The organism is Marinobacter algicola DG893 (assembly GCF_000170835.1).
Lineage (GTDB): Bacteria > Pseudomonadota > Gammaproteobacteria > Pseudomonadales > Oleiphilaceae > Marinobacter > Marinobacter algicola.
The window spans coordinates 156271-172365 of record NZ_ABCP01000003.1 but is presented as its reverse complement, the minus strand read 5'-3'; the positions used below and the strand labels follow the sequence as shown (position 1 = coordinate 172365).

General features: G+C 57.3%; 12 protein-coding genes. 4 read left to right on the top strand and 8 right to left on the bottom strand.

Annotation, left to right across the window (positions count from 1 at the left end; all coding sequences use genetic code 11):
• Positions 1–67 precede the first annotated feature (67 nt).
• Entirely contained in the window at positions 68–700 is a 633-nt protein-coding gene (locus MDG893_RS04765) for a hypothetical protein (RefSeq protein WP_007152593.1), read from the top strand.
• Between the two features lie 139 nt (positions 701–839).
• Here the strand turns inward: MDG893_RS04765 and MDG893_RS04760 are convergent, their stop codons facing one another.
• Both MDG893_RS04760 and MDG893_RS04755 read right to left on the bottom strand, forming a co-directional pair.
• On the bottom strand, positions 840–1775 hold the full coding sequence (locus MDG893_RS04760) for a DUF6160 family protein (RefSeq protein WP_007152592.1): 936 nt from the start codon (positions 1773–1775) through the stop codon (positions 840–842).
• 172 nt (positions 1776–1947) lie between these two features.
• A complete protein-coding gene (locus tag MDG893_RS04755; RefSeq protein ID WP_007152591.1) occupies positions 1948–2550 on the bottom strand; it encodes a hypothetical protein in 603 nt (200 codons plus the stop codon).
• Between the two features lie 127 nt (positions 2551–2677).
• On the opposite strand from MDG893_RS04755, the gene pabB reads away from it, so the two are divergent.
• Positions 2678–3976 (top strand): aminodeoxychorismate synthase component I, encoded by a 1299-nt coding sequence (pabB, locus tag MDG893_RS04750; protein WP_007152590.1) that lies wholly within the window; start codon positions 2678–2680, stop codon positions 3974–3976.
• 48 nt (positions 3977–4024) lie between these two features.
• Here pabB and thrH read toward each other — a convergent pair whose 3' ends face one another.
• The gene (gene thrH / locus MDG893_RS04745) at positions 4025–4636 is read right to left on the bottom strand and encodes a bifunctional phosphoserine phosphatase/homoserine phosphotransferase ThrH (RefSeq protein ID WP_007152589.1); all 612 of its coding nucleotides are present in this window, start codon (positions 4634–4636) and stop codon (positions 4025–4027) included.
• A gap of 199 nt (positions 4637–4835) precedes the next feature.
• On the opposite strand from thrH, the gene MDG893_RS04740 reads away from it, so the two are divergent.
• Positions 4836–5558 carry a phosphoadenylyl-sulfate reductase gene (locus MDG893_RS04740; protein WP_007152588.1) on the top strand — a complete coding sequence of 241 codons (723 nt, stop codon included), beginning with the start codon at positions 4836–4838 and terminating at the stop codon, positions 5556–5558.
• Positions 5559–5572: 14 nt separating this feature from the next.
• On the opposite strand, the gene cysB is transcribed toward MDG893_RS04740, so the two are convergent.
• Entirely contained in the window at positions 5573–6550 is a 978-nt protein-coding gene (gene cysB / locus MDG893_RS04735; protein WP_007152587.1) for an HTH-type transcriptional regulator CysB, read from the bottom strand.
• Positions 6551–6838: 288 nt separating this feature from the next.
• On the opposite strand from cysB, the gene MDG893_RS04730 reads away from it, so the two are divergent.
• Complete coding sequence (locus tag MDG893_RS04730) at positions 6839–9562, top strand: winged helix-turn-helix domain-containing protein (RefSeq protein WP_007152585.1); 2724 nt, start codon at positions 6839–6841, stop codon at positions 9560–9562.
• 276 nt (positions 9563–9838) lie between these two features.
• Here MDG893_RS04730 and dinG read toward each other — a convergent pair whose 3' ends face one another.
• The 4 genes from dinG to MDG893_RS04710 form a co-directional block, all read right to left on the bottom strand.
• Positions 9839–12028, bottom strand: coding sequence for an ATP-dependent DNA helicase DinG (gene dinG, locus MDG893_RS04725; protein ID WP_007152584.1), 2190 nt, complete (start codon positions 12026–12028; stop codon positions 9839–9841).
• The gene (locus MDG893_RS04720; protein WP_007152583.1) at positions 12028–12795 is read right to left on the bottom strand and encodes a general secretion pathway protein GspB; all 768 of its coding nucleotides are present in this window, start codon (positions 12793–12795) and stop codon (positions 12028–12030) included. The genes dinG and MDG893_RS04720 overlap by 1 nt, the downstream gene beginning before the upstream one ends.
• Position 12796: 1 nt before the next feature.
• Entirely contained in the window at positions 12797–14509 is a 1713-nt protein-coding gene (locus tag MDG893_RS04715) for an AAA family ATPase (RefSeq protein WP_007152582.1), read from the bottom strand.
• A gap of 98 nt (positions 14510–14607) precedes the next feature.
• Positions 14608–16095 carry a DUF3336 domain-containing protein gene (locus MDG893_RS04710; protein WP_007152581.1) on the bottom strand — a complete coding sequence of 496 codons (1488 nt, stop codon included), beginning with the start codon at positions 16093–16095 and terminating at the stop codon, positions 14608–14610.

The following is a 16095-nucleotide window of genomic DNA, read 5'->3' as shown; positions in this document are numbered from 1 at the left end:
ATGCTGACTGCAGTTTAGTGTCGGAAGCGCCTCCATTTCGCGTCTGGACACGGCAAGAGGCTACGTCATGAACCGCCGAACACCCCTGTACATCGCCCTGGCTGGTACGGCCAGCCTGGCTGTTTCGCTTAGCACCCCGCTGATGGCCGGGGTGCAGACCCTGACCTCCGATGAGATGGTTGAAACCTACGTGAAGGATTCTGCTGTCATCGTGGTACCCAAAGAGCGGCAACAAACCGATGCCGACCGGCAGAAGATCATCCGCTCTCTGACGATATCGCCCGGCGAACCCGTGCTGACGGAAGCGGAAGAGGAAGCCTATCGCGAAGCCCTTGAACGCTTTGAGCGGGAAGGTAAGAAAGGTGCCCTTGAGAGCGCGGAAGAAGAATTCCTCCGCCGTGCCCTGCTGTTGCCCCAGGAAGAACTGGCCCGGGCACAGCCTCCGGCTGAATTTACACCCACGATTCCGCCGATCATCTTTGGTCAGCAGGCCGAGATACCGGACGAACCGTTCAGTCAGACCTTTCTGAACGATCAACTGGGGGTTGGGTTTGACGGCCAGAACCTGAACTTCACCATTGGCAACCCGCCGGGTATTGATACGATCCAGGTGCCCCACGGCATTAACGAAGGCCCGATCACATTAACGCCCCGCCCTGGCGGCGGGTTTGATCTGTCTATAGCGGTGCCGGACCGGTAAGGCGGTCGCCAAACGCCCGGAACAGAAAGAGCGGTGACTCCTGGCGAGTGACCGCTCTTTTTTTGCCTGCACGTTTCAGGCGCACAAAAAAACGCCCCGCAGGGCGGGGCGTTCACACCAAAGGTGTTATGCGATCAGCTTAGTGACCGTATACAGCCAGCTTGGTGTTGCTGATGTGCAGGTTGTCGATACCGATGGTACCGATGTTTGCACCGCCGATGTTGGTTTCGGCAACGTTGATATCCATCAGGACATCATCAACATCGATACGCAGTACGTCGGTCGCTGTGGAAGCACCCAGGCCGTCGCCCTTGTAGATGCCCAGACCAACAATCGCGAAGCCAGCCTGAGCCAGACCAACTTTACGCTGTTCTTCAGGAGTCAGGTTGGCAGGATCTTCACCGAAGATCTGCGCAAGGCCGGCTGCACCGAGTGCTACACCACCAGACTCAGAGCCCTTGATGGTCATGCCAGCAATGCCAACACCCAGGAAATCAACGTCGAAGCTCATTTCTTCAACGGTGAACGCTGCGTCAATGTTTAGGGTACCGGTACCAGCCTGGTTATCTACGTTGTCAGTGTCGACAACGATGTCCAGGGCGCCGAGAAGACCCCAAGCATCCATGTTGGAAACGAGAACGGTGTTTTGGCCGTTGTCACCTTCAAGCTCCATGGAGCCTGCAGTCATACCCCAGTCGATGGGAATCGGGTTGCCGCTTCCATCAGTCTGGAGGGAGCCAACGTGAATAATCGCGTCACCTTGCTCGTTAATGTCGATATCAATCTTAAGTTGGTCCAACAGAGCGCCAGCTCCGGTTGCTGCAGCATAGTCTGCAGCAGACTGATGACCACTAGTAAGCGCACCACCCAGTTCAATATCCTTCACAGCGAAGGTGCCTTCGTCCGTGTAGGTGAACTGACCGATGCTTACCTGGGTTTCCAGCTCGATGGTCACACCGGCCTGACCGGTGACGTTGCCCATCATGCTGTCGTCCATCGCCTGCAGCTCGGCTTGAGCGGCGAAGGGCGCAGCGGCAACGGCTGTTGCCAATGCAATTTTCTTCAGGCCTTTCATATTGTTCTCCTTGATTGAACTTATTGTTATCCGGTTGAACTTTTAACTTGGTTGTGAGGCTCAACCTCACCACTCCATTTAAGATTGTTTTACAGTCTGGTTCCGTGAATGCATTCACAAATTGTCACAAAACAACTCGGTTCGTAATAATAAGCCGATATATTCTTAAATATCAGCTAGTTGAAGAATCGCCCTCAGCCTTGTCGTCGTAAAAAATCTGGAACGGCTTTTCCTGCGACATCGGTTTTCCAAAGCTGGCTTTACCGTTTTCCAGGTTGATCGGTATTAGCTTGAACCCCGAAATTCCAAGACGATGTTCGTGCTCAAGAACCAGCGCACGAATGGTCTCCCCATCTTTCTCAACGCTGCCCGGGTATGCGATCGCAGAGGCATGGATTTCCCCGCGGCGGGCAATCGATTTCAGACCTGCGCGATACATCAGTACCTTGACCTGCCCCGGTGCTTCCTCAGCCTTTTCCTCCAGCCTCATTTGCTGAACCTTGTCGGACTTCATCACCATGAACGCCATTGGACGGAAAATGCCGGCTTCCTCAAGTTCCGTACCTGCATTTTTAACCACCGAGTCGGTCAGTTCCGTGAGATGTCGCTGCGCAACCGCAACCACCGCGGCCAGATCTTTGTCGTCCAGCTTGCCATCCGAAAGCACATGATCCTCCCGATCAATCGCATCCTGCGCCAACGCCGCCGTTGAAATCGCACATCCTGCGATCATCGCCAAGACAATTCGCTTACCAATGCCGTTACAAGTCTTCATACTGGTTACTGCCCTCGGGATTATTGTTTAGAATGCACCGGCTCCAGGCCTTCGGTCGCTCAAGAGCCTATGGCTGTCGCACAGGCTACCGTGAACCCATGCAAGATTTTGTTAAGTATGTAACATCGTGAAAACATTAAGTGCGGAAGAGGCGGAATGCCTTGTTTCACAGATCAGCAGCCAACATGGGTTTATTGACTACGCCGACGCTGGCAGGCAACGTCGGATCATCACGGCCTTCCCGATAAAACATTGGCCGATACCCAAGGATGCACTCGCTTTTTCATGCCTGACGGAAGAACTGGAACAGGCGTGGGCGGGACTGGCCCAAGAAGAGGGTCTGGAACCGGCTGGCGGCATCATGGGCACCTTGTTCTATGAGGCTGGGAACCACACGGTGCCCGGATTTTCTTGCGAGGCCAGTGCGGGGGATTATGGCTATGTTGGGCTCTACCTCTGGCAGCTAACGCTGGATATTACGGGTAGCCATCCACCCCGCCTGGATTTCCACGCCAAATGCGACAAGCAAACCCGGGAACGGGTGCTGCGCCTTAGCAGTGGAGAACCGGGACGCCCGACTCCTTTTCACATCAGCTCGGATTTTACAGCCGATCAACCCGTCGAACACTACCGCAGTGGTGTGTCCCGGGTGCTACGCTACATCCATGCCGGGGACTGCTACCAGGTCAACCTGTCCAACAAATACACAGGAGGCTATCTGGGCGAGCCATACACGGCGTTCCGGGCGCTATGCCAGGCCGTTCCCGTTCCCCATAGTGCCTATGTGAACGCTGGTTCCTATCAGGTCCTCAGCATTTCACCAGAGCTGTTCCTGAGCATTGAGAATGGCAACAGAGTCATCAGTAAACCCATTAAGGGCACCCGACCCCGGGATCTGAACTCGCCTGAGAATGATCAACGGATTGCCCGATCCCTCGCGGCCGCCGAAAAGGACCGGGCCGAAAACCTGATGATCGTGGATTTGATTCGCAATGACTTGTCGCGATTCTGCGAGCCTTTCTCTGTCACGGTGCCACAGCTTTTCAGTATCGAAAGCTATGAAAACGTCCATCAACTGGTCAGCACGGTGGAAGGACGACTGCAGCCAGGGAATACTCCGTTAAAAGCTCTCCTCTCTGCCTTCCCGGGCGGCTCGATCACGGGTGCGCCCAAACGCAGGGCGATGGAGATCATCAACGACCTGGAACCACATCGTCGCGGGCCCTACTGCGGCTCGGTCTTCCGTTGGGATTTTTCCAATAATCTGGAGAGCAATATTGCAATCCGCACCCTGATGACAGACTCGGAAGGCCGAATTCACTGCTGGGCAGGGTGTGGGATCGTTGCGGATTCAGACCCGGAAGACGAATACCGCGAATCCGTAGACAAAGTTCGGAAGCTGATGGACGTACTAGAGGCGCTTTAGGAGGGAAAGCCGGGGCGGAGAACCTGCCCCGGCCTATGATCTGCGCACTCAGTTATGAATGGCGCTGGCCTTCAGGAACTCGCCCTTCAGCTCTTCAAAGGTATGTACCGCCGGGAACTGGGGAAATTCCTCAATCACGTTCTGCGGTGCGTGGAAAAGAATACCCGCTTCCGCCTGACCGAGCATGGTCGTGTCGTTGTAGGAATCACCCGCCGCAATAACACGGTAATTGAGCAGCTGGAAGGCACGAACGGACTGGCGCTTGGGATCTCGCTGGCGCAGCAGGTAATCAGTAATCCGGCCCTCGTCATTCACTTCCAGTTTGTGACACAGCAGTGCCGGATAGCCCAGTTTTGCCATCAAAGGCATGGCGAATTCGTAGAAAGTGTCGGAAAGAATCACCACCTGGAACCGCTCCCGCAGCCAGTCCAGGAATTCCCGGGCACCGGGCAGCGGGTCCAACTCGCCGATCACTTCCTGGATCTGCGGCAGGCCATAGCCGTGCTGGTCCAGCAGTTTCAGGCGTTGCTGCATCAGTACGTCGTAATCGGGAATGTCTCGGGTGGTCGCCTTGAGCTCCTCAATGCCGGTTTTTTCCGCAAACGCGATCCAGATTTCCGGGATCAGTACTCCTTCAAGGTCAAGGCACGCGAGTTCCACAATGGTCTCCTGATAGTTGAACGCTGGTCAGCCCGGCGAAGGCCGCCGGGGATTGGAATCAGGCGGTATGATAAGAAAAACCGGGGCGGAATGCATCGTACATCTGTGCGGCTATAACGATATACTCCCCCATTCCTTCAGACTGTTGCCGGTTAATGGTAGATTTATCACACATTTACACTCCAGGTGATCCTTTCAAATGACGGACATTGCACAGTTACAGGCCGAGCTTGAAGGCGCGAGCCCCAGGGCTATCCTCAAGGCCGCTCTGGCGAAGTACGACAACATTGCCATTTCCTTCAGCGGTGCGGAAGACGTCGCACTGATTGAGTTGGCCCACAAGCTGACTGACAACCTTCAGGTATTCACCCTGGATACGGCGCGCCTTCACCCGGAAACCTATCAATTCATTGATCGGGTCCGCGAGCACTATGGCATTAACATTGAGGTGATGTTCCCCGATGCGGCGGAAGTGCAGGATCTGGTCACCCGCAAGGGCATGTTCAGTTTCTATGAGGACGGCCATGGCGAGTGCTGCGGTATCCGCAAGGTCAATCCGTTACGGCGCAAACTGGCCACCGTGGATGCGTGGATTACCGGCCAGCGCAAGGACCAGAGCCCCGGCACCCGCAATGACGTGCCTGTGGTGCAGATTGACGACGCCTTCTCTACGGACGAGAAAACGCTGGTGAAGTTTAATCCGCTGGCGAACTGGAGTTCGAAGGAAGTCTGGGACTATATCCGTATGACGGAGGCCCCCTACAACAAACTGCACGAAAAGGGCTTTGTCAGCATTGGCTGCGAACCCTGCACACGCCCTATCCTGCCTGGGCAGCATGAACGCGAGGGCCGCTGGTGGTGGGAAGAAGCCACGCAGAAGGAATGCGGCCTACACGCCGGAAACCTGATCGCCCGCGAATAAACCGCCCAGTGCCGTCAGTAGGTCGGCAGATCGATGTCGTTGAACAATTCCTCGATCTCCGCCCTGCTGCCCTGGTGAGTCACGGCCTCATCCACCCGCTCACGGGTCAGATGTGGCGCAAATCGCTGGATGAAGTCGTACATATAGCCGCGCAGGAAGGTTCCCTTACGGAAGCCTATCCGGGTCACGCTCGGACGGAAGAGCTTACTGGCGTCCAGGCAGACAAGATCGGGATCATTCTGCTCGTCGAACGCCATGCTGGCGATGATGCCAACCCCAAGGCCCAGCCGTACGTACGTCTTGATCACATCGGCATCGGCGGCCGTAAACACCACTTTCGGTGTCAGTCCGTGGGCCTGAAAAGCCTCATCCAGCTTCGAACGGCCGGTGAAGCCAAACACGTAGGTGACCAGCGGGAACTCCGCCAGATCCGGCAACGTCAGTTCGGACTTTTTCGCCAGAGGGTGATCCTTTGGCACAATGATGCTGCGGTTCCATTTATAGCACGGCATCATAATCAGGTCGTTGAACAGCTCCATGGCTTCGGTGGCAATGGCGAAGTCCACGGCACCATTGGCGGCCATTTCTGAAATCTGCATAGGGGTTCCCTGGTGCATGTGCAGGGACACCTCGGGGTAGGACTCAATAAACCCCTGGATGATAGGCGGCAGCGCATAGCGGGCCTGGGTATGGGTGGTGGCAATACTCAGGTCGCCCTTGCGCTGGTTACTGAATTCCTGCGCAATCTTCTTTATGCCTTCCACACGGCGCAGTATTTCACCGGCCTCGCGGATGATGATCTCGCCGCCCGGTGTGATCCGGGTGAGGTGTTTGCCGCTGCGGGCAAAAACTTCCAGGCCCAGCTCGTCTTCCAGAAGACGGATCTGCTTCGATATTCCCGGCTGTGACGTAAAAAGACTCTGGGCAGTGGCGGATACGTTGAGATCATGGTGCGCAACTTCCCAGATATAGCGCAACTGTTGTAATTTCATCTACCCTGTCGCTCCCCATAAGGCCCGGTAACGACCGGGCATGTATACGCTGGTCTTATTAGAAGAATACGCATAAAAACGTGATTTTTCATTCTTATTGAGTATACAGAATCCCTTCCAACACAGTTTAGACCAAAAACTTCAGAACGCAGCATGACGACGGCGTCATTTGTCTTTGCGGCCCTTGACTTAACGGTGACAAAGCACACAATCCGTTATCTGGTGTCCCGTCTGGTTAATTCATTAACCAGACGGGACACTTGCCATTCACCGGCATTCAGGGAAACGATGCTGCTAACCACCAAATTTCTCAGACCAACCGCGGATCCCCGTTCGGTACAACGGGATCGCCTGAGCACCCTGCTGCAGCCGGAAGGTGCCAAGCGGTTGAATCTGGTCGTGGCGCCAGCAGGTTTTGGCAAGACCACGCTGGTCAGCCAATGGTGCTCCCAGTCACCGTCTACCGTTGCCTGGCTATCGTTGGATGAGCATGATGACGAGCCCCGCCGATTCTGGCAGTACGTGGTGGGGGCCTTTGAACACAATGGCCTCGTAGGTCTGGAGCAATGCCGTCAACAACTCAGCCATTGTAGCCTCCAGGAACTGGAAGGCCCCATTACCGGACTGATTAACGTTCTCGCCGCCGATGGCGCACCCTGGTCCCTGGTCCTGGACGACTATCATTTTATCCGCGACCCACAGTTACAGCGCCAGGTGTCGTATTTCATGGACTATCTGCCGCCTGGGATCCTGGTGACCCTGGCATCCCGCACGGAACCAGCCCTGCCGCTCTCACGCTGGCGGGTGCGCCGCTGGGTGGAAGACATACACCCTGGGCTGCTGGCGTTCTCCGAGGATGAGTGCCAGCGTTTCTTCCACGACACCATGGGGCTTGAACTTTCCGAACAGGAAATCCGCAGGATCTGCAGCAAAACCGAGGGTTGGGTGGCAGCCATGCAACTGTCCGCGCTGTCCGGCGGCAACATCGACGATCAGAAATCGGGGGCTGGCCACCAACGCGTCGACCTGGACGAGAGGCGCATCAGCGATTATGTCCTGACCGAAGTCCTTGAACAGCAACCTGCACCGGTGCGTGACTTTCTGCTCGATACCGCCTGCTGTCCCCGCTTGTGTGCCTCACTCTGCGATGCCGTTCGCGGCACCACCAATAGCCAGGTCCTGCTGGAACAGCTGCTGCGGGAAAACCTGTTCCTGATTCCGCTGGATACCCACAATGAATGGTTCCGCTATCACGACCTTTTCCGGGACGCGCTGTTGCAACGGGCCAGACAGTTCAAGCCGGAAGATATCGACAGGCAATGGCAGCGAGCGGTCCACTGGTTGCTGGTCCATGGCCACGTTCAGGAGGGCATTTCCCAGATCGTCCAACACAAGGACTGGTCCTGGCTTGCAAAGGTGCTGGCGGAACACGGAAATAACCTGATCCACGGAGGGTTTCACCTGCCCGTGCTGAGTTGGCTGGATTCCCTGCCCACCAACACGCTGCAGGACAGCCCGCAACTACTGATGCTAAGAGTATGGGCACTGTTCTTCGCCAACCGCGTGGACGTGTTGGAACCGCTCCTTGGCGAACTGGAAGACATGCTCGACAAACAGGTCGCCGACTCCCACCCGGACGCCGAAGGAGCCCTGGGGCTGCAGAGTGAAATTTCGCTGATCCGCTCCTACCTTGCGCGATCAAAAAGCGACGACAAGAGCGCCAGTGACCTGACCCAACAGGTCTTGCGCGACATTGACCACACCCGGATCCCCCTCAAGTCGGTCACTTACTATGGGGTGGGGCTGGATTACTACGGCAAAGGCAACCTGGCCGCAGCCGAGGATGCACTAACCTCGGCGGTACGTTACGGGGAGCTTGAACGCAAGCCCAGTACCGTGCTCTCAAGCGGTGGCCTGCTCGCCTGGATTCAATACAACCGGGGAGATATCGACGAGGCCCTGGATACCTGCACCAGGGTACGGCAATGGGTCGACCAACATCACAGCGACCCCCGCCAACCCATGTTGATTTCATGCTGGCAGAACAGTGCCCTGATCGAGATCTACCGGGAACGCAACGAGCCCCAGTTGGCCGCCTCCTATCTGGCCCCGCTACTGGACCACGTCAACAATGGCACCGAACCCGGGCAGCACGTGGTTATCCAGTACGTGCGCGGGCATCTCGCTTTCAGTGAGGGGCGTTACCAGGAGGCAATAGAGGCGCTCGAGGATGCAGCCAGCGTGGCGAGGCGTCGTCGGGAACATATCGTTTTCGAACCACCCGCCTGTTCCGCCATGCTGGCTCGTTGCTATCTCGCCACCGGCCATATGGATCTGGCGAAAGAATGGATACAACAGGTGAGCAATGACCGGTTCACCAACCCGCTGAACCGGGAGCAGAACCAAATCAGCATTGCCCGTGTTCAGGTAGCGCTGGGGCACCCGGCCGACGCTATGGCAACGCTGGCCCCCCTTCGACTCAGCGCCGAGCAGGATCAGCACTACCGACATCTGGTGGAAATCCAACTGGTCTACAGCGAAGCGTTATTCGCCGAAGGGAAAACGAAAGAAGCGGAACAGGTGCTGGCCCAGGCCGTCCAACGGGCATCGGAGGCTGGATTTATGCGCCTTCTTGCGGAGGAGAGTCCAACCATCCGCCAGTTGTGCAGGGCGCTCCCGGTTCTTAAGGCACCGGGCCGCTGGAACAGCCGAGTCACTGCCATGCTCTCTGAACTTGAAGAAGCAGAAGTCCCTGAAACAAACCCGGAAGAGGCGTTGACGGATACGCAGCAAGCCTCTGGCAATACAGTTCTCCCTGAACCCCTGAGTCAGCGAGAACTGGAAGTGCTAGATTTAATCAACCAGGGTCTCGCCAACAAGGATATTGCAAACACGATGGGGGTGGCACCTACCACCGTAAAAGCTCACATTCGTAACCTATACGGCAAACTTGCAGTCGGTTCTCGCACCGAGGCTCTGGCAAAGGCAAGGGAACTTCGGCTACTGGCCTGAACGTGATCAACGAACCCTGTCTTTCGAGGTAATTTTGTGACGCACGTCACACTTTTCCAGGATTTTATACGCCCTCTACGCCCTTTGGACGATCCGGATACGCCCCCTCCTCCTTTACTATTCTCCCAACGCTGAGGGAAACCTCGGTAAGATTTCTGAAACTTCAGGCCTTCAGACTTCTTGTTCCGCGTTGTTTCGACGCCCGGGTTCGATAAGAACCCACTCTATAAGAGCCACCCGAATGGGTTGGCTCTTTTTTTATGGCTCTCTTTATTATCAGGGCTCTATGATTCGCCGGAAAGGCGGTAAGGCGTCCAACAACAACTGCCCGTAGCGACGGGCGATGATGCGACGATCAAGGATGGTGACGCGACCAGTGTCCGACTCGGTCCGAAGCAGTCGGCCAACGGCCTGCACCAGCTTGATAGAGGCGTCGGGTACGGTGATTTCCATGAACGGGTTTCCACCGCGGTGCGTCACCCACTCGGCCAGGCTGGCTTCGATGGGGTCATCCGGTACCGAAAACGGCAGTCGGGTAATCACCACATGGCTCAGGTACTTGCCAGGCAGGTCAATGCCCTCTGCAAAACTCGCCACACCAAACAACACACTGGGCAACCCTTCATCCACACGGTTGCAATGGCGGCGCAGTACCTCGCCCTTGGCCATGTCGTCCTGGGTGGTGATCAGCTCCGGGTATTCCGGCGCCAGGGCATCCCTCACCAACTGCATCTGGCGCCTGGAGGTAAACAGTACCAGTGTCGCCTTCTCCCCGGCCCACAAGGCCGGTAGCCGCGATACCACCTGGTCCGTAAAGCTATCGTCCGTGGGCATGGCGGTCATGGCCGGTACTTCCACGGTTGCCATTTCGCCATAGCGGAAGGAACTGGGCACCACCACGAAGCGGCTTGCTTCGGGCAAACCTGCTCTGGCCTTGAGCCGATCAAAGCGCCCAAGGGCGGTCAGGGTTGCACTGGTCAACACAGCGCCATAGGCCCGCGACCAGAGTCTGGAATAAAGCAGATTATCCGCCAGAACCGGGCTACTGTAGAGCGTAATGTCTTCCGCGTGTTCCCAGCGCTGTCGCACCGACCAACGGGCGGCCGGTGGCCCGGACCGCTTCTTAGGCTCAGGCGCTGACTCCTCACCTTCTGCCGGCTCACTGGCCGGTTGGCCCGGATTATCACACCACGCGGCCCACAACCGCAGTTGGTCCTCAGCACGGCTATGGAACGATCCTATAACGGGGTACCAGGATTCTGCGGTATCACGATCCACATCGCTGGCTTTGCGCTCATCGAACGCCGTCTGTAATTCGTCCACCATCACACCAAGCTGGCGAACCAGGGTGGCCGTTGCCACCCGGGTTTCCACCGCCAGACCAGCCAACACTTCGGGTAGTTCGCCCTCCGGATAGCGCCACTGGGCGGAGCGTCGCTCCTCATTGAACTCCCAACCGGTATTCTGTTCGGCCTCGTCGTACACCTTCGTCAGACAGAGATCCACTTCACGGGAAGCGGAACTGATTCTGTCGATGGTCTTCGCGGCCTGAGTGCCGGGCGTGAGGAACGGCTGCATCTTTCCCAGTGCCTGGGACAGTTGTTTGAGCCACTGACGCGTGGCATTAAGCGGTACGGACGCGGCAAAGTGATTCAGTGCCTTGTCCGGGAGATGATGCGCCTCATCAAAGATGAACAATGCGTTTTCCGGCTCCGGCAGGATGGCGCCACCGCCAAGAGCAAGATCCGCCAGCACCAGGTCGTGGTTGGCCACCACAATGTCGGCATCATCAAGGTCTTTTCGAGCATCAAAAAAGGCACAGCTGTCGAAATAGCTGCAATGGCGATTGGTACATTGGCGATGATCGGTGGTGACCTGGCGCCAGATATCATCGGGTATCTGATCCGGCCAATGATCGCGATCACCGTCCCACTTGCGGGACCCGTAACTGGCCAGCATGTCTTCAAAATAGGCCCGGGTGCCGGGCTCTTCCTTGCCGGGCCCATCCAGCAGGAACAGCGGCATGGTATCGCTGTCGCCATTCCCCTCATCATGCAGGCGCGCTTCAAGACGCGACATGCACAGGTAGCGGCCGCGGCCTTTGGCAAGGGTCCAGGAAAAATCCAGTTTGCTGTGCCTCTTCAGGTCCGGAAGATCTTTGTGGACAATCTGGTCCTGCAGGGCAACCGTTGCTGTTGATATCACCAGTGTCTTGCCAAGGGCTCGAGCCACGGGTATGGCGGCAATCAAATAAGCCAGGGTTTTACCCGTGCCCGTGCCCGCCTCCACCACACAGGTGCCGGCTGGCGAAGTGCGCTGGCCGTCATTTTCGGTGATCTCGCCCATGTAGCGGGCAATCTCGGCGATCATCAGGCGCTGGCCATAGCGGGCGCGGATGTTCTTGCCGGCCAGCACGTCACGATAGGTTTGCTGAATCTGCTGTTTGACGTCCTCGGTGAGTGCCATTAGTTCGGGCTCACCCAATTGCGGACCACACCCACCCGGAAACGACGGCCATCCATGCTCAGCTCCACGCCTTCCTCGGTAATCCGTTCGACGGTGATGCCGGAAAACGACTCTCCGGGGCGCAGGTAGTTGTCATTGATCATGACCCGGCGGGCCGACGGCTCGGACGCATAGATATGGCTGTTAAAAATCAGGTCAGGCACCCTTTTCTGGAAGGCAAGTGGAAGTTCGACAAGATGCGGCGCCGTTTGCGCGCTGGCGCCGTCCGTCTCACTGGGGTTGACGGCACTTGGCGTTCGTGGCCTGGGCACAATCACCGTAGGCCGCTCGAGCTCATCCGCGTCACCGGTTTCCGCTACCGCATCCGTCGGAGAGTCGGTATTCGCTCCTGGTGTTGGAATCTCGATGGCCCCCTCAAGCGTGTCACTGGTCGGCGAAGATTGCACACGTTCGGGCGCGGATACCCGAGGTGGGGGTTCCGGCTTGTCCTCTACAATCACCGGTTCAACCGTGGGTGTGGGGGCAGGCGCAGTCATACCAGCCGACGGGGTTGTCTGATCCGTAAGGGAAGCCTGACGCCCCTGGGGCCAGAAGATCCAGGCCAATACAGCCGCGTTGAGCACCAGGCCCAGCGCCACCCACACCAGAATCGGAATCGATTTTTTCCGGGGTTTGTGGATCAGCTGCACCTGCTGGCCGAGGTCCGGAATCCGTCCCTGCCGCCTTTCGGTTTCAGATTTCCTGAGAGCATCGAGGATATAGGACATGTCAGTTTACCATCCTTCCGGATGTCAGCCGGGGCACGGCAGATTCCAGATCGTTATTCATCTGGATGATGGTCATGGCGCCGGCAATACCATCGACCGTCAGGCCTCTTTGCTGCTGATACCAACGGACCTGTTCTTCGATCGGCATTCGGTTGACGCGGCTCTCCTCCTGCCGGCTCTCGGCGTATCGGCTGGCGAGTTCCATCATTTTTGAGCCCATCCAGATCTGCTCAGCCAACCTGCCATTACCTCGCTCGCTGCCGGCCGCGTCGCCTAAGATGTAGGCGGGCGCTTCCCAAAGTACAGTAAATTCGCCAAACCAATAGGGCTCCAGGCTGGAGAAGGTGACCTCCCGGCGACCACTTGGGAGTTCGATAGTGGCGCGATTGTCCTGTAGGCCGCTCAAAACGGCATAGTGACTGTCCCCGTTACCATTGCGAAGCTGAAGTATCGCCGGCCGGTCCAGAAATTCCAGGCTTCGGCGTGCGCCCTTGTTCTGCAGGCAACGCAGCCCTTCCCCTTCGGCAAAATCACACGCCACCGGGCTTTCCGAGGCGCGGTAATCAAGCCCCCATAATTCAAACAGCTCGCGAAAAGCCACTGGCAACGAGACAGCCTGGGCCGGGAACTCAAATGCGGGCACCGACTCTTGCTCCAATGGCGCACTAACCTCCTGGCTGGCTTCGGGAATCAGTTCCGATAGCCCGGAAACAGGCTCAGCCGGGTCGAGTCGTTCGATGGTACCGGCAAGCGGCTTGGCCTGATTTTCAACGCCAGCGTCGGGCGCTGTTCCTTCGCTTCCCGGAAGGCCCATGAACAGCCAGGTCGTCATGATGACGGCCATCAGCAGGCCGGCAGTAAGTATCAGCGCCTGGGATCTGCGAGATCGCCCAGCGCGTCCGGGCAGATTCTGGCCGTTCACTTCCCGTGCAGCGTTACGGATATGGGGGGCGGTGATCTGGTGCTCACCTTCGGCATAAGCGCCCAGCAATGCACGATCACTGATCAGGTTAATCAGCCTCGGTACACCTTGGCTGGCGCGGTACAAAGCCCGGATTGCGCGATCGGTAAAAATCTCGCCTCGTAGGCCAGCCACGCTGAGCCGATAACGCAGGTAGGCTTCTATTTCTGCGCGACCCAGGGCGTCGAGATGATACCGGGCGGTTACCCTCTGATTTAACTGGCGGAGCTCTGGTAGCGCCAGAATCTCCTGCAGTTCAGGTTGCCCCAACAACACAATCTGCAGCAGCTTTTTCTCTGCGGTTTCAAGATTGGTCAGCAATCGGAGCTGCTCAAGCACTTCAGCAGACAGGTTCTGGGCCTCATCAATCATCAGAACCTTATGGCGGCCCGCCGCATGGGCCTTGAGCAGGTCATCGTTGATCAGTCCCACCAATTCCTTGATGGATGATCCGACCGGATGGGCTATTTCCAGCTCATCGCAGATGGATGACAACAACTCACGGGCAGACAACCTGGGATTGAGGATCAGAGCAATGTCTACATGATCCGGCACGTTCTCGATGAAGCAGCGGCTGACCGTGGTCTTGCCCGTACCGACCTCTCCGGTGATCACGATAAAACCGCCCTGCCCCTGCACGCCATACATCAGATGCGCCAGCGCTTCTTTATGGCGTTCGCTGAGATACAGATAGCGGGGGTCCGGGGCTATCGAAAACGGGGGCTCCCGAAAACCGAAGAAATCGTAGTACATGCGTATCCAGTCAGGTGCTCAGGCGGAGCTTGCGGGAGCCGCCATCGGGCTCCCCGGCTATCGCGGTATCATACCGCCCGGCTCCCGGGGCTGTCATCTCATGAAGTGCCGGAATCCGCATTGCTTACCAGTCTCAGTTCGGCCGTGGACCGGCGTTGTTCGGATTTTAACCGGTGAATGCATCGCTCCAGGGTTTTGGAGATTCTGGCGTGGGAGCGAATCATTGAGATCTTGGGCCAGGTCGCACGCTCGCCCTGCAGGATCATCTCCCGGACCCACGCCGGATCGGGGTTGGATAACATGCGTCGGTAATCACGAAGACGATACGTCGGCGAGATGGTGACATCCCCCGAGTAACGCTGCCCCATAATGGTGTACATCTGGCCCGCCACCTGTCGCAGCATTTCCGGCTGAACGCGTTTTCGCAGGTAATCGAACAGGCCCTGGCCATGGAACTGGATTTCCGATTTCAGCAGGTGCATCGGCAGATTGGCGACACTGATCTTTTCATCCCGGCCCCGCCGGTTCAGAAAAGGCACCACATGGGGGTTGGTCTGGCTGACAATGGTGAAGTTCACGTCGTAGAGGTGCATCAGCCGTTCGATGGGCAAGTCGCTGACCACCGAACCGTCCACGAACTTCAGCCGCGACATGTAGGGCAGCACGTTGCCGTGAATGTCTTTTTTCATCAGTGGCACCGGCGGGAAGATACCCGGTACCGCCGCACTCGCCAGCACGGCGCTCCAGACCAACAGGTAGGGTGACGTGTAGCCGCACAACAAACGGGCTTTCTGGTGGGTCTGGACCGGTGACACACTCACGTTGATGGACCGTCCGGTCTTCTGGAACGCTTCCTCAAAGGTGTATTCCCCAATATTGGCACGCAGGCACGCCTTTAACTGCTCCTGGTCCATCAGGCCATCACCCCGTATGGCACTGAACAGCCCCCGCCACTTCCAGGCTCTCATGTCATGGTTTTCAGGCACCAGCATGTCCGGTATTTCCGCATCGCTGTGGACACCCAGTATTCCGGCGATGATGGCGCCGATGCTGGAGCCGGCAATGACCTGCGGCAACAACCCTTTTTCCCAAAGTGCCTTGATAACGCCAAAGTGAAACATGCCCAACGTGGCACCGCCGCTGAGGAGCAAGGCCGGACGGCCGTAACTGGTCAGGGTATCGCGGAAGAACTGCAGTTTGTCGGCTACCGGGAATCCCGCCACCTTGGTGTCGCACAGGAAATCCAGCGATTCGCACACCTGGGTGATGTATTCCTCGATCAGATGCTTGGTGCCAACCCGGGAGCGGGTATACAGGGCCGTATTGCCCATGTCGCCCAGGTCGTGATGAAGCCCTTCCCTCAATGCTCGTTTCAGGCGCTCGAAATCGTTCTGTTGGCGGTAGGCGCGAAGGTTGCTGAGTCGGTCGTAGATGAGTTCGTAGTGGTAGAGATCGGAGCCAAACTCCTCTTTCCATTCCACGTTACCCTCAAGGAAGTCGAGTTCCAGCGCCGCCGCTTTCCAGACTTCGTAATTGGGCGCCTCCGCCAGCATTTTGCGGAATTTCCGGATTCGGTCATCAACCAT